Annotated in this window: 17 protein-coding genes; 3 read left to right on the forward strand and 14 right to left on the reverse strand. The window is 45.7% G+C overall.

Features of this window, described 5'->3' with window-relative positions; all coding sequences use genetic code 11:
• Positions 1-30: 30 nt before the first annotated feature.
• The 9 genes from BMZ72_RS27850 to BMZ72_RS27890 all read right to left on the reverse strand — a co-directional run bounded on the left by BMZ72_RS27850 (position 31) and on the right by BMZ72_RS27890 (position 13,449).
• Positions 31-1,053, reverse strand: coding sequence for a FecR family protein (locus tag BMZ72_RS27850; RefSeq protein ID WP_089813257.1), 1,023 nt, complete (start codon positions 1,051-1,053; stop codon positions 31-33).
• A 153-nt stretch (positions 1,054-1,206) separates the two neighbouring features.
• Positions 1,207-1,779, reverse strand: coding sequence for an RNA polymerase sigma factor (locus BMZ72_RS27855; protein ID WP_177222953.1), 573 nt, complete (start codon positions 1,777-1,779; stop codon positions 1,207-1,209).
• A gap of 125 nt (positions 1,780-1,904) precedes the next feature.
• Entirely contained in the window at positions 1,905-2,486 is a 582-nt protein-coding gene (gene nudK, locus BMZ72_RS27860; RefSeq protein WP_089813261.1) for a GDP-mannose pyrophosphatase NudK, read from the reverse strand.
• A gap of 48 nt (positions 2,487-2,534) precedes the next feature.
• Complete coding sequence (locus BMZ72_RS27865) at positions 2,535-3,635, reverse strand: DUF695 domain-containing protein (RefSeq protein ID WP_089813263.1); 1,101 nt, start codon at positions 3,633-3,635, stop codon at positions 2,535-2,537.
• A gap of 204 nt (positions 3,636-3,839) precedes the next feature.
• Entirely contained in the window at positions 3,840-6,278 is a 2,439-nt protein-coding gene (locus tag BMZ72_RS27870; RefSeq protein WP_089813265.1) for a zinc-dependent metalloprotease, read from the reverse strand.
• Between the two features lie 31 nt (positions 6,279-6,309).
• On the reverse strand, positions 6,310-7,737 hold the full coding sequence (locus BMZ72_RS27875; RefSeq protein ID WP_089813267.1) for a RagB/SusD family nutrient uptake outer membrane protein: 1,428 nt from the start codon (positions 7,735-7,737) through the stop codon (positions 6,310-6,312).
• 18 nt (positions 7,738-7,755) lie between these two features.
• Complete coding sequence (locus BMZ72_RS27880) at positions 7,756-11,445, reverse strand: SusC/RagA family TonB-linked outer membrane protein (protein WP_177222954.1); 3,690 nt, start codon at positions 11,443-11,445, stop codon at positions 7,756-7,758.
• A 171-nt stretch (positions 11,446-11,616) separates the two neighbouring features.
• Positions 11,617-12,792: a FecR family protein gene (locus BMZ72_RS27885; protein WP_089813271.1), complete on the reverse strand. Its 1,176-nt coding sequence runs from the start codon at positions 12,790-12,792 to the stop codon at positions 11,617-11,619.
• A 90-nt stretch (positions 12,793-12,882) separates the two neighbouring features.
• Positions 12,883-13,449: an RNA polymerase sigma factor gene (locus BMZ72_RS27890; RefSeq protein ID WP_089813273.1), complete on the reverse strand. Its 567-nt coding sequence runs from the start codon at positions 13,447-13,449 to the stop codon at positions 12,883-12,885.
• Between the two features lie 98 nt (positions 13,450-13,547).
• Between BMZ72_RS27890 and BMZ72_RS27895 the strand changes: the two genes are divergently transcribed.
• Positions 13,548-14,675 carry a glycoside hydrolase family 130 protein gene (locus tag BMZ72_RS27895; RefSeq protein ID WP_089813274.1) on the forward strand — a complete coding sequence of 376 codons (1,128 nt, stop codon included), beginning with the start codon at positions 13,548-13,550 and terminating at the stop codon, positions 14,673-14,675.
• Positions 14,676-14,733: 58 nt separating this feature from the next.
• Here BMZ72_RS27895 and BMZ72_RS27900 read toward each other — a convergent pair whose 3' ends face one another.
• Positions 14,734-16,257 carry a family 43 glycosylhydrolase gene (locus BMZ72_RS27900; RefSeq protein WP_089813276.1) on the reverse strand — a complete coding sequence of 508 codons (1,524 nt, stop codon included), beginning with the start codon at positions 16,255-16,257 and terminating at the stop codon, positions 14,734-14,736.
• Between the two features lie 291 nt (positions 16,258-16,548).
• Here BMZ72_RS27900 and BMZ72_RS27905 point away from each other — a divergent pair, with 291 nt between their 5' ends.
• On the forward strand, positions 16,549-17,496 hold the full coding sequence (locus BMZ72_RS27905; protein ID WP_089813278.1) for an ADP-ribosylglycohydrolase family protein: 948 nt from the start codon (positions 16,549-16,551) through the stop codon (positions 17,494-17,496).
• A gap of 20 nt (positions 17,497-17,516) precedes the next feature.
• On the opposite strand, the gene BMZ72_RS27910 is transcribed toward BMZ72_RS27905, so the two are convergent.
• Positions 17,517-18,071 (reverse strand): hypothetical protein, encoded by a 555-nt coding sequence (locus tag BMZ72_RS27910; protein ID WP_089813280.1) that lies wholly within the window; start codon positions 18,069-18,071, stop codon positions 17,517-17,519.
• Between the two features lie 204 nt (positions 18,072-18,275).
• Between BMZ72_RS27910 and BMZ72_RS27915 the strand changes: the two genes are divergently transcribed.
• Positions 18,276-19,577, forward strand: coding sequence for an alkaline phosphatase family protein (locus tag BMZ72_RS27915; RefSeq protein ID WP_089813282.1), 1,302 nt, complete (start codon positions 18,276-18,278; stop codon positions 19,575-19,577).
• Between the two features lie 133 nt (positions 19,578-19,710).
• Here BMZ72_RS27915 and BMZ72_RS27920 read toward each other — a convergent pair whose 3' ends face one another.
• The 3 genes from BMZ72_RS27920 to BMZ72_RS27930 all read right to left on the reverse strand — a co-directional run bounded on the left by BMZ72_RS27920 (position 19,711) and on the right by BMZ72_RS27930 (position 25,489).
• Positions 19,711-20,418, reverse strand: coding sequence for an LA_2272 family surface repeat-containing protein (locus tag BMZ72_RS27920; protein WP_089813284.1), 708 nt, complete (start codon positions 20,416-20,418; stop codon positions 19,711-19,713).
• A 131-nt stretch (positions 20,419-20,549) separates the two neighbouring features.
• The gene (locus BMZ72_RS27925; protein WP_089813285.1) at positions 20,550-21,017 is read right to left on the reverse strand and encodes a DinB family protein; all 468 of its coding nucleotides are present in this window, start codon (positions 21,015-21,017) and stop codon (positions 20,550-20,552) included.
• Between the two features lie 278 nt (positions 21,018-21,295).
• Positions 21,296-25,489 (reverse strand): two-component regulator propeller domain-containing protein, encoded by a 4,194-nt coding sequence (locus tag BMZ72_RS27930; RefSeq protein ID WP_089813287.1) that lies wholly within the window; start codon positions 25,487-25,489, stop codon positions 21,296-21,298.
• Positions 25,490-25,587 lie beyond the last annotated feature (98 nt).

A 25,587-nucleotide genomic window follows, 5' to 3' on the forward strand; every position in this document is an offset into this window, starting at 1 on the left:
TAAAAACTTGTCCCCTTTCTTGTCAGAATGTTAGTTGGGTGTGATTATGATGGTTGATTCTCCCTGTTGTGATACATCTGCATGTAGTATCAAAGCAAGCGCATTAATTAATACCTGTTTATCCTTCATGTCTATTTCTCCGCTGATCTTCTTATGAAGCAGAGAAGTGTCGTTCAACTGGATATTATATCCCCAGTCATCTTCCAGCCTTGCGAAGAGATCGGCTACGCTGGTTTGTTCCAGTTGCAGTTTCTGTTCCTGCCAGCTGGTGTAATTAGAGACCGGTACTACTTTTTTCTCCAGTTTTTTCTGATTGAATGTGGCCAGTTCTCCGGGGCTGGACAGGAGTTGCTGTTTCCCGTCGGCCGCCACCATGACCTTTCCTGTAGTCAGCATAACATCGCTGATCCCTCTGCGGCTGCGCACATTGAATGATGTACCAAGGACCTGTACATCGATATCGCCACTGTGCACTTCAAAGCGTTGGGAAGCATCGTTACTGGCTACCGGTTTTACGTCAAAGAAGGCTTCCCCTTCTACCCAGACTTCCCTGGGTGATCCGGCTTTCCATTGTTCACTATATCGTAAGCTTGAATTACCATTCAGTTTTACCTGTGTGCCATCTGGCAGCAATACACCTTTTACCTCACCATAACCGGAGGCGATACTGATCTCTTTAGTTTCCTGACGGAATATCAGCCATACAGCAATAGCGGCTACAGCTACAGCGGCGGCGGCTGTCCATACCGGACGTATCGTGCGCAGTATAGAACGACGTGGCAGGCCCAGTTGTGTATCCGGTAAGGCTGCCAGGATACGCTTCCAGTTATCTTGCTGCTGTTGCGTGGAAGGCTTGTCAGCCAATACATACATACTACGTGCGATCTCACCGGCACGGGCGATATCGGCAGCTTTATGCGGATAAGTCAACAGGAATTGCTCCCAGAACTGGTTACCAGCTGCATCAGGGAACCTTACCCATTCCAGGAAGTAAGGATCTGCGGCCAGTTGGATGGCAGTAAAGCTGGCATAGTAATGAACGGAGCGTTTCATCCTTTAAGATTCGATTTTGGTAAGCGTTTGTATATAAAAGAAGATATTACATTAAAAGTGCCCCACGTTTTTTAACTTTTTTTCAGTTTTTTTTAAAACAGGCAGAGAAACGTCAAACGGGCAGGTAGAAAAGAGGATATACTACATTAATTATCAATTTCTTAGAAAAGAAAGCAGCAGTAGAAGGGCGGGCCCCTCCATAATTTCTTTCAGGGAAGCCAGGGCACGGGCGGAGAGTTTATAGGTGGCCCTTACCTGCATATCCATGATCTCTGCGATCTCTTCGAAAGAGCGGCCTTCAAAGAAACGGAACCAGATGATCTCCCGCTGACGGCTGGTCAGTCTGGAAAGCGCCTGCCGGATCTGGGCAGACAATATAGCGGCCTCCTCTCCTTCGATAAAGCGGGCGTCAAAACCCAGTTCAAATGAGAAGGAAAGGTCATCTTCCTGGTAGGAGGTGTTTTGTTGTTCTTTAATAAGACGAAACAGGTGGTTACGGAAAGATTTGAAGATATAGAGGTTAAACATGGACGTCACGGAGAGACGTTCCCGGTATTTCCAGATAGAGATGAATGTTTCCTGTACGGCGTCTTCTACCAGGTGGGTATCCCCGGTAAACTTCTTACCATAGCTGTATAAAGCTTCATTATACTTTTTATATAATGCTTCAAGGCCTTTTACATCACTATTTCTGACCGCATCCCATAATAATTGTTCACCTGACAAACCGTACAGTTTTTAAATTTACAGTACCCTGACGTATAAATGTACTATACATATCAGATATTACCAAAGTGAGTAAAGCCGGAACGTATTCCGGCTGTCAGGTGACCAATACCCTTTCAGGAAGCTCAGGATAACAGCTGTTGGATCTGCAGATATTGAATCAGCATGATGGTTTTGGCGTCCTTGATTTCCCCGGAACGCACCATTTCCAGGACCTTTTCGAATGGTAGCTCCAGCACCTCGATGTTTTCCTGCTCGTGCTCCAGTCCGCCGCCATCACCTATTTTCATATGCGGTTTATACTCCGCCACGAAGAAATAAAGGATCTCCGTTACTGAACCCGGGGACATATATGCTTCAAATACCTTCTGCACATTTTCGATCCTGTAGCCTGTCTCCTCTTCTGTTTCTCTGCGGATACAGTCTTCCGCATTGTCCTTGTCCAGCAAACCGGCACAGGCTTCTATCAACATACCGTCCGGATTACCGTTGATATAAGTCGGGAGCCTGAACTGACGGGTGAGAATAATGGTTTTACGTTCCTTATTATACAGTAGTATGGTGGCGCCGTTACCTCTGTCATAGGCTTCACGGGATTGCGTTTCTTTCCGTCCATCGGCCATGGTGTATTCATAGGTAACTTTCTTGAGTATATACCAGTTATCTGAGAGGATCTTTGTATCCAGGATATCAACGTGTCTGATCATTGTGTACTATTTATAGATTCCTTCCTGCAGCAGGACGATGTGGTGATTTTAAACCCTGAATTTATCAAAAGACCGCCAGTATTTGTCTTTGAAAACCGTTAAGTTCATGCTAATGTTACTCCCATATTGTTCTTTCAGCTGATCAAAGACTTTGCATGTCTTACGGAAATCACGACAGGCCATATAGACCTTGCGTTTACTGCCACCGGTTTGTCTGCCGATATTTAAATACCCTTCCAGGTCGGGCAGTTTAACCGTCATTTCATCCTCGATCGTATCCATCAGCTGATAGGTAGGCTTATCGGGCATGCCATTGGTCTGCTCCCCATTATATTCCATGGTAAAATCGATGATCCAGGGATGAGAAGCCTTGCCTTCCCATTCCAGCAGGGTGCTGTTAACGATCATCACCAGTGGCCGGCCATCTTCCAGTTCACCGTTAAGGGAAGCATACATATCTTCTTTCACATTATGGCGTACAGCGTCGTACTTTTCCACAAATTCCTTCTGCCGCCATTTCAGGTACCCTTCCAGTTTCTCAATGGCTATCAGTTCCTGCTCAGCTTCAGCGGGACCTTTTACGGCGAGTGAATCAATGATTGTAATGGCGTTTAATTCGCCCAGATAGTTATCGAGATAGTTATATACCCCCAGGGTGATATCGCGGCTGTTTTCGTTGTTAAAATCCTTATGAATGATAGTGATCTGGATCTCATCAGGATAATCGGCGTCTTCCTCCGGATAAAAGGAAAGACTGCCTTTATCATATTTATATCCACCCATTTCGATCACAAAGTTGGTGATATCTGTCGGTGGTTTGGAAGCAGTAAATTTCCAGCCGGCTATGGTTGGTGCGGCAGCGGTCAGTTCTTCCACAAAATAGATGTTCCGGAAATTACCTTCTGCGGTGAAGACCAGTTCGACGGTATTGTTATCCGTCATACCTGCCAGCAGATAGACGCCGCTTCTCAGTTCCTGCAATTTGGAAAAGATGGGATCAAGGAAATCTTCATCCACCCGCTGACCGGTCCTGATGGCATTATGAAATCCTTTTTCCTTTGGCAGGAACCATTTCCAGAAATCAGCATAGCTTCCGATTGTCTTTTCTTTCGTGGAAAAAAGTGCTTTTAGTTTTTTAATCAGCTTCATACGTAGTGCAAAGTTACCCAATACTATGCAACATTTCACGGGCCCTGCCGGCCTTATGGAGATTTCTCCTTAAATAAGGCAGATATACAGGTAACAAAGGATCCGCAGCAAAAAAAGAAGCCGGATATAGCGGTGCCGGATGCGCATAAAAAAGGCCGGGCTGGAAAACCAGCACCGGCGATTTGCATTCATCACTCAAAACCTTTATTTATCATCTCCCTTCAGGGCCTTGTCTATCTCCCTGATCAGAATCGCTTTATGCGCCTGATTTAGTGCTCCCGGCACATTGCTGATCATGAGTTCATTTTTGATAGTCTGCAGATGGGTCCTGGCATACAGACTCGCATCACTCCTTTCCAGATTGTTCAACAGCTTGCCTTCTTTTAATTTGGAGGTATTGATCGCCATTACGAGTTTTTCAACATACATCCGTTGTACTCCTCTGTAGTACGTATCTTTCACCTGGTCGCCTGTCAACGGTTTCCAGATCGCTTTTTTCACATCGTTCAGGTATTCTGTCACTGTGTACTGCTCCTTACCATTGGTATAGCGCTGTACCAGGTTGTACATCATTCCTGCATTGAGGATGGTGGTCATCATGTTATTCTGCATGGTCATGATCTCATCCATCTCAAATATGTTCAGACGGGTAGTAATGCTCTTGTCATATAACCACAATGGCGGTTCCATCAGGTTACGGCCGATGAAGCTGATCGCTTCCTTTACTTTCGCCTTTGGCAGTTTCTCGTATACATCACCTGATTGCTCGGTACTCTTACGCGTAACGTATTGTCCGCCGATATACTTCATGACATGGTACAGGTATTTAGTATACTGTTTTACCACGCCTTTATAGATACGCTCCAGGTTATCATCCATATCCCCTTCTTCCGCTGTCCACTTCACCAGTTCGGGTACCACCCTTTTCAGGTTCTTGATACCATATTCGTTAGCCACCATCACATCATCACCCAGGTCTTCTGTCTGACTTCTCGGATCTTCTCCTTTACCTTCACCACCAAACCACAGACGTGGGTTAGCCGCCAGACTGTCTACGATCCATTTGTTCAGTATTTTGCTATCCTCATACTCATCGCTGGTGTTGAAGAGCTGTTTGTACCCCCACTGTATCGCCCATTTATCATAAGCGCCGATACGCGGATACAGACCGGCTTTACCGATATTATCTTCCGGCTGGGCCACGTAGTTGAAACGTGCATAATCCATGATAGATACGGTATGACCATTGGCTTCCACCCAGGCTTTATCACGGAGTTTCTCCACCGGCGTCTGACTGCTGGCGCCCATGTTATGACGCAGACCAATCGTATGTCCTATTTCATGAGAGGATACAAAGCGGATCAGGTCTCCCATCAGTTCGTCGTCAAATACCATCTTACGGGCACGCGGATCATTCGGACCTACCTGTATCATATACCAGTCATGGATCAGTTTCATGACGTTGTGGTACCATCCTACATGGCTTTCTATGATCTCACCGCTACGGGGATCACTGATCCTCGGACCATACGCATTTGGAATCGGAGACGCCAGGTAACGTATTACAGAGAACCGCGCATCTTCCAGGCTCATGGTAGTATCTCCTTCCGGCCATTCCTTTGCAACGATGGCGTTTTTGAAACCCGCCTGTTCGAATGCCTTCTGCCAGTCGTTTACACCAGCGATCAGATACGGACGCCATTTCTTTGGTGTAGCCGGATCGATATAGTACACGATCTGTTTAGCAGGTTCTACCAGTTCTCCACGTTTGTATTTTTCCAGATCTTCCGGTTTAGGTTCCAGGCGATAACGCTGGATCAGGTATTTCTCCTGCGACACCTGTGCGTCTTCATCAAACAGGATGTATTTATTGGCCATAAAGCCTACCCTTTCATCGAATAAGCGCTTACGCATCGGCTCTTTCGGCAACAGTACCATAGATACGTTCATCTCCAGGGTAACAGCACCTGACAAAGCCGCAGCCGGAATAGCAGCGCCTGAAGTCGTGTAGGTACGCGTAGTACGTACCTCGATATTGATCGGATATGCATTCACACTGGTGATAAAGGAACGATCATCCGCGATACTACCCAGCTTCATATCGTTCTTTACTTCTGCATCGATGGATAATGCATTGTTATCCTTTTTAAGGAAATCAGTGACATCGATCACCATATTACCATTAGCGCTATTGACAGTTTTGATATCGAAGGCTGCTGCAATAGGTTTTATGGCGGATGACTGTACTGCTTTCGCTAAAGCCTGATTTTCATCTTTCACCCTCACAGAAAACACATCCACACGCATCAGGAGTTTGTTGCCTTGTCCTTTTTCGAAATAGATCGTACGTTCATTAGCCTTTTCACCAGCATATACACCAGAGAGTTCCGGTGTACCGACAAAACGGGTCACTACCAGGATATCTCTTTTAAGGAGGGAATCAGGTATTTCAAAGTAGTACTTGTTATCTACCAGGTGAACAGTAAACATACCCTGACGGGTAACAGCGTCTTTGGTAATAACTTTCTCATAAGGCATGCTTTTGCTCACCTTTGCAGAATCTCCGGCCGGTTTGCTTTTGTCCTGAGCATGGGCCGCCATTACCATCGTGAGTAATGACAGCCCCATCGTAATTCTCTTCATGTTGGAATTGATATAATTAGGTTAGATCTCCTTACCAGGGAAGTGGTTCATTCGTGTTTAATGTCAGCGAAGGATTTTTCTTCAATACATCCTGTGCAAAAGGAATAATGTACAGGTTTGAGTTTGGCGGCAGTTTATATTCCACCTGTGGTACTGATGTATTGACCAGCGGGAATTTATGCACCACTGTTTTTGCGTACTCAGGTTCTGTATTCAGACGGCGCAGGTCCCAGAAGCGGTTGAAGCCGAACAACAGTTCTTTTCTTCTTTCGCTGATGATGATATCCATGGTTTCCTTTACAGTAGCAGGTGTTTCCAGCTTTGCTTCTGTAGCGTCAGTGATACGTTTGGCGCGCAGTTTATTGATCAGGTCCATGGCGCCTCCGATATTGTTCTTACGCGCATAACACTCTGCCAGCATCAGCAGGGTCTCCGTGCTTTTCATTCCTACCGTTACCGTAAAGAAACTGGTGTATTTAGTTCCCCAGTAGGCAGTACCTGCACCAATATCGAGGAAGGATGCGTTGGTTGTATTAAAGAACAGGTTGAAGCGGGCGTCATGAGGTGTGAACAACTGTCTCAGCTCCGGGCTGATGCAGAAAGTATAACCGATACTCAGTTCATTACGGCCGGTCATGTACTGGTAACTCAATACTTCCGGATTGTTCCCTGCAGTGATAGGCAGTCTGGAAGGACCTCCATTGGCAGCATAAGTCACCAGGTCAAAGATCTGATCATTATAGGCTAATGACTGCTGCGCAGCATTGATACACTTATCAAACTCTCTTTTAAACAGGTGTACTTTCGCTTTTAATGCCCATGCGAAAGCCAGGGAAGGATGGTACACATCAATTGGCTTCGCCTGCAGGTATTGCATGGATTCGTCGAGGTCTTTTTCGATGAAGGCATATACTTCTGCTACAGATGATTTCTTAGGCGTAGCTTCCAGGTCGTATTTATCCATGATACAGATACCGCCATCGGTAGCAGCGGTCTCTGGCACGTATGGTCTGCCGAAAGTATTCAGTAATACAAAGTAGTCAAAAGCACGCAGTACTCTCGCTTCTGCCTTTGCCAGTTGCTTTATATGCTCATCCCCTTTACTCTGGTCAACCAGCGTGATGATCATATTCCAACGGTTGATATACTCGTAGGTACGGTTATAGAGGGTGGAAGAGCCCATTTTGCTGACACGGTTCTCCGTTGTATCAAAAGTAAAGTTGATCACATTGATGTCCTTCAGTACACCGATCACGTAGGATTCTTTGATCCACTGATCATCCACGAGGTACTGGAAGTTATTGATCGGATAAGCCCTGTTGGGATAGCTAACCATTTTGTAGAAGTCATCCGTTGTTTCTACTACCTGCTGTCCTTTTGGTACGAGGTCCAGGTATTTGTTGCACGACATAAGCGCGGCAACCAGGAAGATATATGCGAAGTGATGAATAGATTTCATGAGCTGATGTTTTAAGAATTAGAAACTAACTGCTGCGCCAAAGAGGAAGGAACGTTGCAATGGCAGGTTCCTTGTACCGCCGTTCAGACTGGAGGTTTCAGGGTCCAGATCATCACCGGCCTTACTCCACATCCACAGGTTATTCGCCTGTGCGGTGAATTTCACCTGCTTAGCAGCGATCAGATTACATAAATGCTTTGGCAGTACATATGACAGATACAGATTGCGGAGGCGTACACTGGTAGCGCTTACGACCTGTATGTCAGCATATCTCCAATAAGAAGACAGGATGTATGCATTGCTCTTTAACGCATCAGGATAGTCTATTTCCATTCTCGGATTACTATTCGGGTGTGCGTCTGTATAACGATCAGCCAGTGCACGGTTGTTCTGCGTGGTACCAGCAAAATCCATACGATCACGTCTCATCTGGTGCCCACCATAGAAGGCGAACATAGCACCCAGTTCTGCTCCTTTATAACGGAAGCTCTGGCGGAAGGATCCGTTGAATTTAGGCAGCATCGTACCAACTCTCTTGATAGCGGAAGGGCTGTTAACCTGTCTGATAGCAGTCAGATTACCATCTGCATCAAAGGTGACATTTGGCTGTCCTTTTTCATCGAGGATATATGGATATCCATTGATAGTGCCACCATACTGGTAAGCATACAGGGAGTTAAAAGGTGTATTCGCGTAATAATAGTAAGAAGGAGAACCGATATAAGAGTAAGCATCCGTAGCGCCGCTATTGATCTTTTCAATACGGTTTTTATTGTATGCGAACACGACAGCGGAGGTTATACCGAAGTCTTTCTTTCTCACCCAATCTGAAGAGAGGCCCAGTTCGATACCTTTATTGCTCATCGCACCGTTATTGATAGTGAGTGACGCAGTACCTACTGTTGGATCGAGGTCTGTTTTAACGATCAGATCAGAGCTGTATTTACGATAGAGGTCCAGACTACCATTCAGCAGACCGTGCAGCACAGCGAAATCAATACCAAAGTTGGTGGTAGCTGTTTTCTCCCAGCGCAGTTTAGGGTTAGGCAAAGTGGAGATATCAATATATTGCAGCTCTGTAAAGAGGTTATCGCTTTTCAGTTTTGCGGTGATATACGGAGAGGAAGACTGATCCACGTTACCATTCACACCGTAGGTCACACGCGCTTTCAGGAAGTCCAGCCAGGCAACATCTTTCAGGAATGCTTCATTGGTAGCGTTCCAGCCGGCGCCAATTGACCACAGCGGGCGGTTACGGTATTTCGGGTCTGTACCAAAGAGGTCTGTCTGGTCTACTCTCGCACTACCTGACAGGTTATAACGACGGTCGAATGTATAGTTGACGTTAGCATAGTAGGATACAAAGCGATGACGTACTTCAGTTTTAGTCTTACCCGGCTGGTAACCCAGGCTGGTGTAACCAAACAGGTAACTGTCTATGCCGGCGTCACCCAGACGGTACCAGTCAGTTTGTGAAGAAGTCAATGTCACCGGATCATAACCATATCTCAGGTCGCCTACACTTACCGGCGTACGTGACTGTCTCATTTCAAAACCACCGATCGCTGATACGTCATGTTGTCTGCCGGATATGCTGAATGATTTATTGTAATCGAGTTGTTGTCTGAAGGTAAAGTTATCAGAAGAACGGTTCAGCTGATAGAGACGGCCATTATAAGGGATCTCATGCGTGTAGATACCAGTTGTCGGGTTGTAACTGGTCATCGCATTGTACAGATACCTCATGCTGTAATCATTCTTATCAGAGAAACTCTCTGTTTCTTTTTTAGCCGTCTCGTATTGAAATTTCAGACCGTATTTCAATCCATCGATCAGTTTTATACCGACATCCGCGAAGGTGCGCAGTCTCATTTCCTGGTCTTTTGTTCTGCTGTTTTCCAGTTCATCCAGCAGGTTGAAACGGAATGACTTAAACTGAGTATTGCCAGCCAGCTGATCGATCACGGTCCCGTTCACATTATCAGAAGAGCTGAATCCATCTTTGAAGGAGGTATAGTCAGCATATACACGGTTACCATTTTCATCCACAATACGTGCATAACGCGGTTGATTCAGGTAATCGGAATAAGTGCCTTCTGAAGTCATTGCTTTTGAATAGGCGCCGTTTGCACCGAAAGTAGCTGTCAGCCATGGACGTGGCGTAAAGGCGCTTTTCAGATAGACATTCAGATTTTCGTTTGTATTTGTTCTTACCAGTTCATTGTTTCCGTCGTAGTTGATGGAGAAGTAAGTATTACTCTTCTCAGATCCGCTGCTCAGGGCAATATTGAAACGCTTACGCGCTTCGTTACGCCAGACATTATCGCTGAACTGTTGATAGTAATCATAGTTCTTTAGTTGCTCGATAGCCGCATCTCTTTCATGAGCGGTAATGGCCCCAATATTCTCCTTTCTGTAAAGGTTGTATAAGGGAGAGAAATATTTGATGGAGTTACCACCCACACTACCATATGAATTGAACAATTCTGTCGCGTTGGCAAAACGGCTTAATTCACTTGCGTAAATGTCCTTTTCATAGTCTACCATCTGGGCGCTGGTAGCGTAGTGCATTTTGCTCAGGTCCGGCTTTTCTGTGATAAAGTAATCAGCGTTAACGGTCAGGCTCACCTGTCCTCTTTTCCCTTTTTTTGTATTGATAACGATCACACCGTTGGCTGCTCTTGCGCCGTATATAGAAGCTGCGGCCGCATCTTTCAGTACGGTTACAGATTCAACGTCGTAAGGGTTGATCATATCCAGTGTCGTCTCTGTCAGTAATCCATCCAGTACAATAAGCGGATAGGTACCTACCGCAGTAGAGAAGGTACTGAGCCCTCTTACCATTGGTTCGCCCTGGTACAGGCTGAGACCTGGCACTTTTGCTTCAAGCGCAGCAGAAAGGTCGGTATTCAGTTGTGCGTTCAGTTCTTTGTTGCTGACGTTTGAGGTTGCTCCGGTAGACTGTTCTTTCACCAGCTCCTGATAACCCGTATTAGTGACAGCAATTTCTTCGAGTGATTTCACGGCGAGTTTGAGGGTAATGGTCAATGCGAGACTTCCATCATCGCCCATCGTCGAATTGACGTTCTTCACCATGACCTTGTTACAGCACATCTGCAAAGGAACCATGACAGATTCGAAACCGACACTGGAAACGAGCAGGATAGCGTCAGCAGGGACGCCGCTCAGCTTAAAGTAACCTGATTCACTGCTGGTCGTGCCGAAAACTGAACCTTTCACTTTTACAGAGACACCCGGCAGGAGCTGTCCTTTGTCATCTTTAATGAAACCACTTACTACCGGCAGAATGACTTCCGCTTTCTCAACGGCAGCTTCACTGACTGCCGGGCGCGCAGGCATAGCGCGCCTGGTAATAAAGATGGTCTTATCTTCCAGGGAATAGCCCAGTGACCGTTCTGCCAGGACTCTGTCCAGGAAGGTGGTCAGCGGCATATTGCTGGCATGCACCGTTACAGGTGTGGTCTTCTTTACCAGGTCCGGATTGTAGAGTACTACGTAGCCGGTTTGCTGTTTAACAATGCTGAAGATCGTCGTAAGCGGAACATTGTTCCCGGAATAGTTGATGACCTGTGACCAGCCGCTGGCACTAACTTGCATCAGAAATGCAAACATGAATAGAACATTCAGTTTCACTGTCTTCACTGTTTGTGGTGATAACCGGAAAGACTGCCGTCTGGCACTGGACATAGCATGCCCCTTCCGGTTACATAAAGCGTAAAAAAACATACTTTTGTAACGGTTTCTGGTTGATAATGACAAATAAGTGGTATCGGACCTACTTGCTGTTAAATTACTCGGACCTGAGACTTTGCCGGGAGTGCTGGAACACTTCCGGTTTTTTCTTTTAGTCCTTTGACATTAAGGATAGATGATAATTTTTCGTCCCTCTATTTTAAAATTGACCCCCATCGCAGCAAGTCCTTTGGTCACCTGCTGTAAGTTTAGATTTCTTTGCATTTCACCGGTAAAGGCAATATCCGGCACTTCTCCTTTATAAATGATTTCCACATCGTACCATCTTGACAACTGGCGCATAACTTCGCGCAGATCAGCTCTGCCGTTGAAAACAAATAGTCCGTTCTTCCAGGAGGTAGCTTCCTCCAGGTCGGCATGTTTATCAACAGTGATGTGATCTGCGGTAACAGCTGCCTGCTGACCGGGTACCAGTGTTACATTGTTTGTGCTTGCGCTGACCTTTACAGCACCCTCAATTAAGGTAGTACGGATACTTTCTTCATCTTCATAAGCATTAATATTAAAATGTGTTCCAAGCACTTCTATGGTGCTTTTCTGGTTGACCACAACCCTGAACGGTACTCTCTTTCCTTTGGCATCTGTTTTTTTAGCGATCTCGAAATAGCCTTCTCCGGAGAGATAAACAGTGCGTTCTTCCTGTGCAAAAGCAGCAGGAAATTTAATAGCTGAAGCGGCATTCAACCATACCTTACTACCATCGGGCAATGCCAGTGCAAATTGTCTTCCACGAGGCGTAGTAAGCGTATTTAATGCTGTATTATTATGTGGCTGTGCATCTGCATCGACGATCAGCTCTCCCCCTTTTTTGCTGATATTCTCTTCTGTATTTCCGATAACGCCATCGGCCTGGTTATCCAGTACGACCTGTTTTCCGTTGGCAAGTGTGAGCACTGCCCCATCGTGTCCCGGCAGTATTTCTGCCACAGCGACCTGTTGTGTCGGTACCCCCTGTTGTTCACCCGTAAAGAAGTAAATACTACCTGCCACTACCAATGCCAGTACAGCAGCGGCTGCGCCATATACATAGCGGCGGACAGGCATTTGTCTGGTACGCGATGATACGATCGAACCAAATACGGTATCCAGTCGTTCGTCACTGATGTGCGTAGCTTCAGGTGCTGTACCCGCCAGTTCTTCCAGTTGCGCCACTATCAGCTCCCTATCATCTCCCTGCAGGAGAAATGATCTCAGTTCGCTGGACTCTGCAACAGTTGCCGTGCCTGCATAGTATTGATTGATAAGATATTTGATCCGCTCTTCGCGTGTATCTTCTGCCATATTTCGGTTGTGGTTGAAAGGAGGTAAAGGTCCCCTTTACATTTAATAACGTTTGAAGAAAGACGAGGGACTATCCGGTTGGAAAAAAACTTAAAAAAAGAGTCGGGTGGCATCGTTCATGAACTGACGAACGGCCTTCAAAGCAGTAACCAGCTGGTTTTTGACGGTATTTTCGGAGATATTGAGGTACTGGGAAATTTCCTGGTGACTGAGCCCTTTTAATCTTGATAACTGGAAAATAGTACGGCGCTGTGGAGGTAAGCGGTCGATGGCCTCGTGTAAAAGATGGTTACTTTGGACACCCTCTATATAGTCGGATACATTATTAGCGGAAGGTTCACCCGGAGAGGATGACAACAGATTAAAATATTTTGCTTCATGAGCGGCTTTCCTCATATAATCAAAGGACAGATTAGCTGCAACACGAAAAAGCCAGGGGGCGGAATATCCTTTTTCTCCAAGAGCAGCCCGGTTTTCCCACAAACGGGCAAACGTCTCCTGCACAATTTCTTCTGTGACAGGGTCGGACTTTACAGTCTTGAGCACGAAACCATATAATTGCCTGTAATAGTGGTAATAAACCTTACGGAATGCAATCTCATTTCCTTCCCCAATCTGCCTGAATAATAAAATTTCATTATCTAATGGAGGAACCATGACTGCATAAAAGTAATTGTTTTCATGGGAAAATTATAGCACTGCCTTCCGCAGGAAATGTTGTATTATACCAGTCATATTCTACAAATCCTCGTTATATGCAAAAATCAGGTCTCTTATTTACCATGCTCCTATCAGGCGCCCTTTGCAGCTATGGGCAGCAGTCCATCAACAAATACCCGGACTGGGCGATAGGTCCCTTTGTCAGACCCGCAGGTGTCAACCCGATCATCTCACCCGATTCTACGACCCATTTTTACGATCCTATGCAGAAAAAACTACTGGACTGGGAAAGCAATGACACCTTCAATCCGGCCGCTGCCGTAAAGGATAACAAAGTCTATGTCATGTACAGGGCGGAAGACAAATCCGGTGTAGGAATAGGCGCCCGTACCTCTCGTATCGGACTGGCAGAAAGCGCCAATGGGATCACCATGAGGCGTACCGGTAAACCGGTATTATTCCCCGACACGGACGATCAGCAGGCATTTGAATGGACAGGCGGTTGTGAGGATCCACGGGTAGCAGTGACCGAAGATGGCACTTATCTGATGTTATACACACAATGGAACAAGAAAGTACCACGCCTGGGCGCTGCTACTTCTAAAGACCTGATACACTGGAAAAAGCATGGTCCTATCTTCCAGGATGCCTACAATGGTCAATTCCATGATATTGCTTCCAAGTCAGCTTCTGTACTGACCACACTCAAAAACGGCCAGTTGCGGATCACAAAATACAAGGGGAAATACTGGATGTACTGGGGAGAGAACCACGTGTATGCTGCTACCTCCGATAATCTTGTCGACTGGACACCATTGGTGGACGCCAATGGCGCATTACAGGAACTGGCCTCTCCACGAAAAGGATATTTTGATAGTCACCTGACGGAATGCGGTCCTCCGGCTATACTGACCAGCAAGGGCATTGTACTCCTCTATAATGGTAAGAACCGCTCCGGCGCAGATGGTGATCTTAATTATACGGCTAACTCGTATTGCGCAGGGCAAATGTTGTTTAGTGCAGCTGATCCCTCCAAACTGATCAGCAGACTGGATAAGCCATTTATGGTGCCAACCGAGTCATTTGAGAAGAGCGGACAGTATCCGGCGGGGACGGTGTTTATTGAGGGCCTGGTATATTATAAGGGACAATATTTCCTGTATTACGGCTGTGCTGATTCAAGAGTAGCGGTAGCGGTATATCAACCGGATACTAAACATTAATCTGTTATTTGACAATAATAAAAAAGCTGCGAAGATCATTCGCAGCTTTTTTGTTTATCTAAGGTATAATCTGCCACAACTCTGCGTCATACTGGTTCTCGTACCATTGCTGTAGTTTCGTTCCAGGCGTCTGATTACTGTTGGGCACATCAATTGCGAGCAGGCTTCTGCGATTGATCAGTTTGAAATAACCATTGCCCATATCCTGTACCCGCCAGTGCTGCGCGATGTTGCCATTGTCTGTCCACTGAATAAGGATATTGCCTGCACTTGTAGAACCACCAGCATTATCAAGGTTTAAGCCTGAAGCCACATTGGTGATCTTATAATAGCCATTCCCCAGGCTGGTAAATGTCCACTTCTGTGCGTTTGTATTGTTGTCTGTCCATTGTTGTATTTGCAATCCGGCAGTATTAGCAGCGTTGGGTACATCGATGCATTGTGAGGTGACTTTGGATTTGATCCTGTATGTACCATTCGCGACAGGCATGGCATATTCAGGGCCAATTGAAGGAGAAGGTATCGGAATTCCTTTTTCAATCGGATATCCGAAGAAAGGAATATCTCCATCCCAGGAGAACTGCTGTGCCATCACTCTTCTGTCCCAACCAGCGCCATCATAGTTGGCAGCATGGTAAACGATCCAGGACTGTATACCATCAGGTGATTTAACAAATGAAGCGTGACCCGGGCCAAATACGTTCCCGAATCTTGAGAAGGCGGCAGAAGATGGTTTATTCCAGGAGGACTTGGACATCAGGTTGCCGTTTGTACAGGTAAGGCGGCCCAGGCAATAATCGTTGGTCCAGCTACCACTTGCGGAGTAGATAATATTCACCGTACTGCCGCTGATCAATGGTGTAGGACCTTCATTGACAGTTGGTGAACCGACCTGCTCCCAACCATAGTCAGGTCTTGAGATCTCTACCCTCTCGCCTGAAATTGTATAAGGATTACTCATTCTGGCGATGTAGATGTACTGGGAGACATTAGAGGTACCTTCCCAGCCAGACCAGACAAAGTATTGCTGGCCGTTAAAATCGAAAGGAGAACCGTCTATTGCCCAGCGATCGGTAGTAGGGGTCAATTTCGCTTTGTACGCATAACTGCCGTTTAAAGGGTCATTAGCATCAGTACCACCTTCCAGTACGTGCATACGGTGGTTAGCATTGTCGCCATTGTCAGCAGCGAAATAAACATACCATCTTCCGCTGCGGTAATGAAGCTCAGGCGCCCATAGATTAGAGGAATAAAACGTCCCTCCGGGAGGCGTAAAGATGTAGCTTTTAGTCTGCTGTAATAAGTTCTGCAGGGTAGCAGATTTCGTAATCCACAAGCGACCGCCGTCAGAGCCGCAATAGTAATAATAACCACCTACACGGATGACCCATGGATCATAATAGCTGCCGTTGTCACTGGAGGGTAGTGCATTAGTAAAAATGGGAGATGCGGCGAGGGCGGTCACTCCTTTGAAAGCTGCAGCACCATTCAGTGGGTCTTGTTTGTCTGCTGCTTTTTTACAACCCAGACCTGGTAATAACAGCATAAACGCGGAAAGGCATAACAAATGAAGTTTTTTCATCTTCGCTAATTTGAGGGTTTATATATGGTTGTTAAAAAATAACGTGGAAACGGACACTAAATGCACGTCAGCAGGGATCTTCCTGCTGATAACGGGTCTTGTTTGTAAGGAGAGCGGAAATGTGTGACGGTAATACGTGTGAAAATAACAGCAATTTCTGACATTTTATGTTTATCGATGAAGAATGTCAATCTTTGGTCAGCAATAGCTATAACATGAACAAATGTTCATATTAAAATTATCATGTATTATGCGTTGCCTTTACTAAATTGACCTCACTAAACTGATAAGGTGCAGACTACTGACGATCCATCTATCCTGTCCATCGGTGACAGATTTGAAGCCTGTATTATCGGCGGCGCCATAGGCGATGCATGGGGTAGCAGCTATGAAAATTACGTATCTCCGATACAGCCAAAAACATTCTATCTCCATCCTGTTAAAGAGCCGGTCCGTATATGGTCGCTGACAGACGATACCCAGCTGACGCTGGCTTCCTGTGAAGCACTGGCAGAAAACCCACATTGCCGTCCGGATGCCTTATCTACCTATTTTGTAAAATACTATCATCAGCAACGACTTAGCGGTATTGGCGCCAGCACGCTAAAAGCCATACGAGAGCTTGAAGCAGGCGGTCATTGGAGTCAGGTAGGCCGAAGTGGCGATTATGCTGCCGGTAATGGAGCTGCTATGCGAATAGCGCCTTTTGCTTTCTTTGAAAATTACACAAGGGATGATATCAGGGAGATCAGCAGGATCACACACAGAAATGATGAAGCCTATGCCGGAGCACTCGCAGTCGTATTAGCGATCAGAGCGATACTAAACGGCAGCTGGACAGGTACTCAAAATCTACTGGATATTATCATACAGCAGTTACCCGATACTAACGTCCGGGACAGGATGATTCAAATCGATCAATATAGTGGAAATCTTACTATACAGGACATTGCCCGGCTGGGCGTGAATGGATATGTTGTGAACTCAGTGCCCTTTGCCATCTTCGCAGCGTCCCACTCAATGGAGATCGGGATAAATAGCATGTTTACGGCAATCATCAATGCAGGTGGAGATACTGATACCAATGCAGCTATTGCGGGTCAGATAGCAGGGGCTTTAGTCGGGTTAAACGGTATTCCTTCGGTTCTGAGAAAACAGTTGCAGGCTTTACCTGAATATGAATGGATGCGGGGAATCATCAATAGTACCCGTCTTCAATTAAGAAACCGGACCTTATAAGCCCGGTTTCTTACTTTCCCCTATGGATTTACTAACTCATCATACGGCAGATTAAAACTGCCATCTTTCACTTCTATCGCCGCACCGGCGTAATTTCTGATTGTGCCCCCGAAAGTACCCCTGATACCTTTATCACTTATTGATTCAATATTTAAAATAAAATTATCGCCGTCCTGTAAAGTATTGTACAACAATGTGCCATTATTCGTTTGTATAGCATAACGGGAGATCATCTCCTTTTCTAAAGCGCTTTCATACTTACCCACTCCAATATTTCCTCCTACTCTCCACAGTTCAATGTCATATGATGGTGGCAACTGACTCCCATCTGTCGGAAATTTCGCTTCATAACCACCCAGTACGATATGTTCCCAGCGGCCATCATTACCACCGCCCTGAAACTTTGCAGTATGTGTGAAATCAAACGCCTTTCCATTGAAAGTGGCTTTGAAATAATAGTCGTTGCTTTTACCTGGTCCTCCATCATCATCTTTAGAACACGCAGAAAAAGAAACGAGGGCAACAAATACACCTACGAGCACCCCAAACAGGTCCGTAATTTTTCTAAAAGACATAGTTAAACTTTTTGGTCAGAATCGCTATAAGCGAATTCAAAAGTAACATAGCAGCAGCTTTCAGGAAATACCCGGAACCAGGTATTTTATCGCTGATACAGCCGAATAACCGCTCATCCCAGGTAATAAATAATTAACACACCTCCATGGTGGTGCTGAATATCTTTATGCCGGTATTATACTCCTGTCAGTAAATCAGAAATAATGAAAAAGGGATTTGTATTTATGATGTTATTGCTGTTGACACACAGCATCTTTGCCCAACAGGCACAACATGTGGTTTTGATTACAATTGACGGCTTCCGTCCTAACTTCTATATGGATAGCACCTGGAAGACACCTCATTTGCGTGAAATAGCTAAAAACGGCGTTTATGCAAAAGGTGTTAACAGCGTATTCCCGTCCATGACCTACCCTTCCCACACTGCCATCGTTAGTGGTGTGCAGCCAGTAAAACATGGTATCTACTACAACAATCAATTCAATCCGAATGGCCCTTCCAATGAGTCGTACTGGCAGTACAGTTCCATTAAAGTGCCTACCGTATGGAGCGTGGCACAGGAGAAAGGACTGAAAGTAGCGGCCCTCCTGTGGCCCGTATCTGCGGATGCACCGGTGATGTATAATATTCCTGATATCGGTGGAATGGGCGACAGTGTGCGTGAGGTCTATTCAAAACCGGCTGGTTTCATCGCTGATCTGAAAAAGAATGTATTTGACAATACAGACCGCATCGAATGGGGAAAAGATCATAATATCGCTAAGATCGCCTCTTATGTGATTAAAAAAGATCAACCTAACCTGATGACCATTCACTTCTTTTCTGTGGATCATTATCAGCATGAGCAGGGACGTGAAGGCGACAAAGTACGTGCCGCCATTGCAGACGCAGACAGCAGCGTAGGTATCATTATTGATGCATTGAAAGAAGCAGGCATCTGGGAAAACACAGTACTTATCGTTACCGGCGATCACGGCTTCCTGGATGTAAAAACAAGCGTGAACCCCAATGTATGGCTGGCTAAAGCAGGACTGATCAATGATGTAAAAACGGATGACTGGAAAGCGCAATTCTGTTCAGTAGGCGGTTCCAGCTACCTCTACCTGAAAGATAAAAACGATACTAAAACACTGAAACAGGTAACCGATCTGCTGGCGGACTTATCTCCGGAAGAGAAAAAGCTCTTCCGCATCATTGATCGTAAACAGATCGACAAAGTAGGTGGTAATCCGGAAGTAGCATTAGCGCTGAGCGGTGAGAATGGTGCTTCCTTCGGGAATGCAATGAAAGGAGACGCGGTGAAACCTGGTCATGGTGGTTCACATGGTTACTATCCTGATTTCCAGGAAATACGTACCGGCTTTGTGGCATGTGGATCTGGTATTAAAAAAGGTGGTGTGATTGCAGAAATGAACCTGAGGGATATTACGCCGGCGCTGGCGAAATTACTGCAACTGTCAATGAAGACCGATGGTAAGATACCAGCGAATCTGTTGGAGAAGTAAGTAAGGTATTCCTATACATAAAGGAGGCATCCACGAGTTGTGAATGCCTCCTTTAATACACTCGCTAGCAGCATTCACCCCTTAATGCTCACTGACACCAGTCCCGTATTCAGACTAATGAATATTAGTACGTTCATTTTCCAAAATGCATATTCAGCAAAGGTAATCGCCTCAGGCCCCTGGGATTATTCATCGCTACATTATATAAACCTACTTGTATCCCTTTAAGCTTTTCTGTTTTATTATACACTCCGACAGAAAGACCTTTATGTACTTTCGTGCTATTCTGCATGGAAACAGACAGTCCTCTTACTTCTCCGAAAGAGATCACCCACACACCAATCGCGACACCATTGATCCTGCTACGCTGAATATCGCTGCGTTTTCGCGAGAAGAGTATAAATGATGTAGCCAACCCGTTAATTGTATCTCCAAGCATTACATAGCTAAATCCGTAACCATTCAGCTTATCAAATATGTTTACCAGTCCATTCAGCGCGATACCATTTTCTATATCTGTCAGACTGCCAATGGGAGTAATAATCATCCCGTTACTTTTATGCTGTGCCCCGGCTGTAAGCATCAGCGAAAGCCCATTGGTGGTATACAAACTATCCTTGCCCAGGCTGAAGAAGCAGACATCCAGGATATTCGTTCTCTTTGTATATCTGTTGATGAGATTAAATTTGAAACCGGTATAAACAGGTGCATTACCAAAACAGATACCTGCTGTTCTGGTTCCCAGACTAAGGTATTTTCCGGGTAGCGAATCCGTCCGTCCAAACAAGGATACCGGGAATAAACAAACAGCTAACAATACAAGGAATAAGGATTTAAGCATAGATAGGGAATAATACCAAACTTAACCACTTTAAACCGCATTTCAAAACATTATGCTGACTTCGCCAAAGATCTCCGGCCCACATAAATAAAGGTCTTAAACACAATACCCGTATTTAAGACCTTTATTTATTAAGCCTGCACAACTGTTAGTTGCTGTTTCACTGCACCCAGATGATAAGCCGCATGTGGCACCAATGCCAACACCCCCTGTACGAAAAAAGGATTAGACCAATCTGTCACGCCCTTTATGGCCACTACCAGCTTTTCATATGCATCCAGCAGGTCCTGCTGTAACTTCGTCCACTGTGCTTCATCTACCTGACGTATCTTCCAGCTTTCCTCCCAGTTCCCTTCGGGCTTCTTTCCTTTAAAAAATTCCAGGGCGAAATAGATACTCCATCTCAGGTGCTCCGTATGTGCTGCAATGGTAGAGCCACCTTCCACAATAGGTGTAGACGCCTGTTGAGCACTAATGGTTTTAATAGCAGCTGTAAAGCCCTGACCTGGCTTCCGATCAATAACCCAGGATTGCTCACCGCTTGTGCCGATATACAGTTCGTGTAGTAAATCTAACAATGGTTTCAGAATGGACTCCATAACAATGGTTTTAGTTCACCCTACAGGCATCAAATTTATTGCCAGCAAGTGCCGTTTATCCTCTCTATTTTGGAATAGATAAGTTCGTGGATAAGCAGTTAAAATACTACCAACTTTATATGTATTAATGCCTGCGCTTGTTCGTCGCAGATTCGTCGCTATACCGTCACTTGTTCGTCCATTATCCGGACCAGCTTCACCCAGATTAACAACATATAATTATCAAGCAGTTACAACCACAGACAATCCTCAGAAGTGATACTTTTTTAACCCTCCCTCTATTGCTTCAATTCCTGCAGAAACTGCGTAGGCGTCTTCCCGAATTCCTTCTTAAACGCTTTCGTGAAATAAGACTGCGTCTGTATCCCTATCCGTAAGATCACCTCTGATAAGGGTACATCTTCATGCGACATGATATGCGCCGCTTTCTTCAGACGGATAGTACGTACGAAATCACCAGTGGACTGCCCCGTCAGCTGCTTGATCTTCTGATACAGATTCGTTTTGCTCATCCCCATACTGCTGCACAACACGCTGATATCAAAATCCGGGTCCATCAGATGCTCTTCTATCTTTTCCAGCAGCATATCCATAAACTCTTTATCCTTTGCAGATGTCACCAGTTCCTTTGCTTCATAGTAATAATCTTTCAGGAATCTTTCTCTGGACTTTCTGCGTTGCTCCAGGGTATTCCTGATCGTGATCAGTAACAATTCAATACTCAGCGGTTTACCGAAATAAAAATCAGCACCTGAAGCAGCTCCTTCTATATTAGAAGACAATGCCGTCTTCGCCGTCAGCATGATAAACGGAATATGACTTGTCTCCAGATTATCCTTTACCAGTTTACAAAAAGCAATACCATCCAGTACCGGCATCATCACATCACTGATGATAATATCCGGCATCTCCGATTTCGCTTTTTCAAAACCCATTTGCCCGTCGGAGGCTTCTATGATACTATATGTCGGCAATAACGCACCTTTCAGGAATTCCCTTAACTCACTATTATCATCTACCACAAGTATAGTGGCCAGTGATGACTGCGAATGACCGCCCTCCTCCTGTACTTCGCTGGCGCCATTCACCACTGGTGATGTCAGCGTATATCTTTGATTGGAGATCAGACTTTCCAGTTGCCGCGCAGTCTTTGCCGGATCCCCCATCCATCTTTCTCCTTCAGCGTAATCCACCTTCTGATAAGGGATCGATATGATAAATTCCGTTCCCTGCTTCCGTTCACTGTATACACGTATACTGCCTTTATGCAGAAAAGTGAGACTCTTTACAAATGCCAGTCCGATACCTGACCCCAGATGATTTTCATTTACCCTGAAGTATCTTTCAAACAAATGCGCGATCGACTCTTTTGAAATACCGATACCATTATCCACCACCCTGATATGTAAATATGCACTTGCTTTGTAGTCATTTTGCACCACCAGTTCATGTGGGAAAGAAGGTTTCAGCTCTTCCAGCGAACTGCGCATCTCCAGGGTGATCGCTCCGCCCGCAGGCGTGTATTTAAATGCATTACTCAGGAGATTGTAAATGATCTTCTCCAGTACCTGATTATCAAACCAGGCCTCTTCCGGCGCTTGTACCGTATTCATTGTAAAGCTGATCTGTTTTTCAACCGCCCATTCCCTGAACTCCTCTGCGATCTCTTCCAGGAACAATACCGGATTAGCCGGCATCACTTTCAACTGCAATACACCGGATTCCGCTTTCCTGAAATCCATCACCTCATTTACCAGATCCAGCAAACGATAAGCATTTTTCTGCATCAGTTTGAAATAATGCAGCTGACCATTGTCCTTCGCATCCCTGATCATCTTCTCCAGCGGCCCCAGTATCAATGTCAGGGGTGTGCGGAACTCATGGGATATATTCGTGAAGAACTGGAGCTTCAGCTGGTGCACTTCTTCCTTTTTCTTCTCGCTGATCTTCTTTAATTCAGACGCTCTTCTAAAAGCCAGTATGCGGTATACTGCATACAGAATGGCAGCAGAGAGCAGTAAAATGAACCACCAGGTTCGCCAGAACGGCGGTTCAATAACCACTATCACCGACGTATCTTTCTCATTCCATACCCCATCACTATTCGAGGCTTTTACATGAAATACATAGGTACCCGGATTAAGATTCGTATAAGCCGCCTTACGCTCATTACCTACATAATTCCAGTCCTTATCCCAGCCATCCAGCTTATAGGCATACTGATTGTTACCCGGCGCTGTATAATCCAATGCGGCGAAGCTAAACGAGAAAGAAGACTGCCGGTAATCAAACCGGATCTTATCTGTCACACTCACATCCTGTAAGAGTGGTGAGCCCTTCATACCTGGCAACATTCGCTGATTGGCCACCTGTAAGTCGGTCAGATAGACAGGTGGCATATAGGTATTGGTGCGGATCTCCCCCGGATAGAACGCGTTAAAACCATTAATACCGCCAAATAACATCAGACCGTCCCTGGTCTGCAAATAGGCATTCGCTTCAAATTCCAGTCCCTGTAAGCCATCCCCTGTATTATACTGTTTATATTGATGCTGATCCGGATGATAACAGGTGATCCCATCCGAAGTAGCAATCCAGAAATTACCTGCCTTATCCTCAGTCATGCCTTTGATAAAGGCAGTCCCCAGGCCGGCTTCACTGGTATATAAGGCGAAACTATCCGCTGCCTCATTATACAGGTATAATCCTGATTGTCCGGCCCACAATCGGCCACGGGAGTCTGTAAACAACACCCGCAGATCCGGCTTTTTCTCACCCGAAGTAAAATACCAGGATATCTTTCCGCTGGCGGGATCATAACAATTCAGTCCTCCATCATCTGTACCGATCCAGATCCGCCCTTTTTTATCCTCTGTCATGGACACCGCATTATTACCTGACACACGCGTCTTCCCCGTTCCGGTAAAACGGGTAAACTGCTGACGGCTGCGATCATAAATACTCACGCCGCCATAATAGGTTGCTATCCATAACTGCCCCCTGCTATCCTCCAGTATCTTTTGCACATAATTGGAAGAAATACTTTGCGGGTCTGCCGGATTATTGACAAAACGGGTGAAGTTTTCTTCGCCGGGATGATACAGGTTGAGTCCACCGCCCCAGGTACCAACCCAGAGATTACCCGCCCTGTCTTCTGTAATACTCAACACCTCATTTGACCCGATCGTATGCTTATTAAATGCGTCGTACTGATAATGCCGGAATGTCTGACTGTTACGATCCATCAGATTCAGTCCGCCGCCATCCGTTCCTATCCAGATCCGCCCCTTCCTATCCTCACAAAAAGCTTTCACATCATTGTAACTCAGACTGTTCTGTTTCACCTGCTGCTGGTACAGTCTGAATTTCTCTGCACCGGGCACATATATATTAATACCTCCCCGGTGGGTCCCGATCCATATGATCCCCTGTTTGTCTTCAAACAGGGCTGACACCGTACGTTGTGACAAACTCCTGGGATATTCCGGTTCATTCTGATAATGATAAAAGGTATTGCTTTCCGTATTCAGCAGGTTCAGTCCGCCGTTGACGCCCCCTATCCAGATATTCCCCTGGCGGTCAGGCAGGATCGCCCGGATCTGATTAGTGGAAATACTGCTTTGTTCCTGTTCCCGGTGACTATACAACTGGTAGGTACCGTTGTCGGGGTGATAACAGAGTAGGCCATCTTCCTCCGTACCTAACCACAGATTTCCCTGATGATCATTCCGGATGGTCCGGATAGCCCGCTTTTTTCCGTCGTAAGACGGCGGTTCGATCAATTGATGCTTAGCACGGTCAAATTCCACCAATCCGGTCCCTGTTGCCAGCCAGAAACGGCCTTTGGCATCCTCACAAAAGGCATTTATTCTATCGTCAGAAAATTGCCCTGCTTCATCCCCGCTGCGCCGGAAACTGGAAAAGGTACCTGACTCCCGCTTATACAAATTCAGCCCACCTCCATAGGTGCCGATCCATAAACGGCGCTGTGCATCTTCATAGATACAGGTTACCTGGTTATTGCTCAACACTCCCGGTTCGCCCGACCGGGTACGAAAGCGGGTAAAACTATTCTTCCCGGCGTCAAACCTGTTCAACCCATTCTGAGTCCCTACCCAAATGACGCCATCCCTATCCTCATAGATACACCGGATGTAGTTATCACTGATGCTGGTGCTATCCGTAGCACTATATCTATACACAACGATCTGATAACCATCATATTTATTCAGACCATCCCGGGTACCAAACCACATAAAACCCCTGCTGTCCTGAAAAATGGTCTCAATCGTACTATTTGACAGCCCCTGTTCATTGGTCAGGTGACGAAAATGCAGAACCGGCGCCTGTGAAAATACCGGCGCAACAGACAACAATAAGCAACCCAAAAAGGCGTAGCGAAAGTACACTGCATAACGTGTCAGGCAATGAACGGAAAAGCGGAAATACGCCCGGGATAAAGCGTGGAACATACACACAGCGTCAAAATTAGATCAATAGAACCAAAAAAATGTCCGATAGAATAACAGCCCCGAGGCCATCTATTTTACTTTGCGAACCTAAAATACGG

Origin of the sequence: Chitinophaga sp. YR627, from assembly GCF_900114995.1 — a bacterium.
In the GTDB taxonomy this organism is placed as follows: Bacteria; Bacteroidota; Bacteroidia; order Chitinophagales; family Chitinophagaceae; genus Chitinophaga.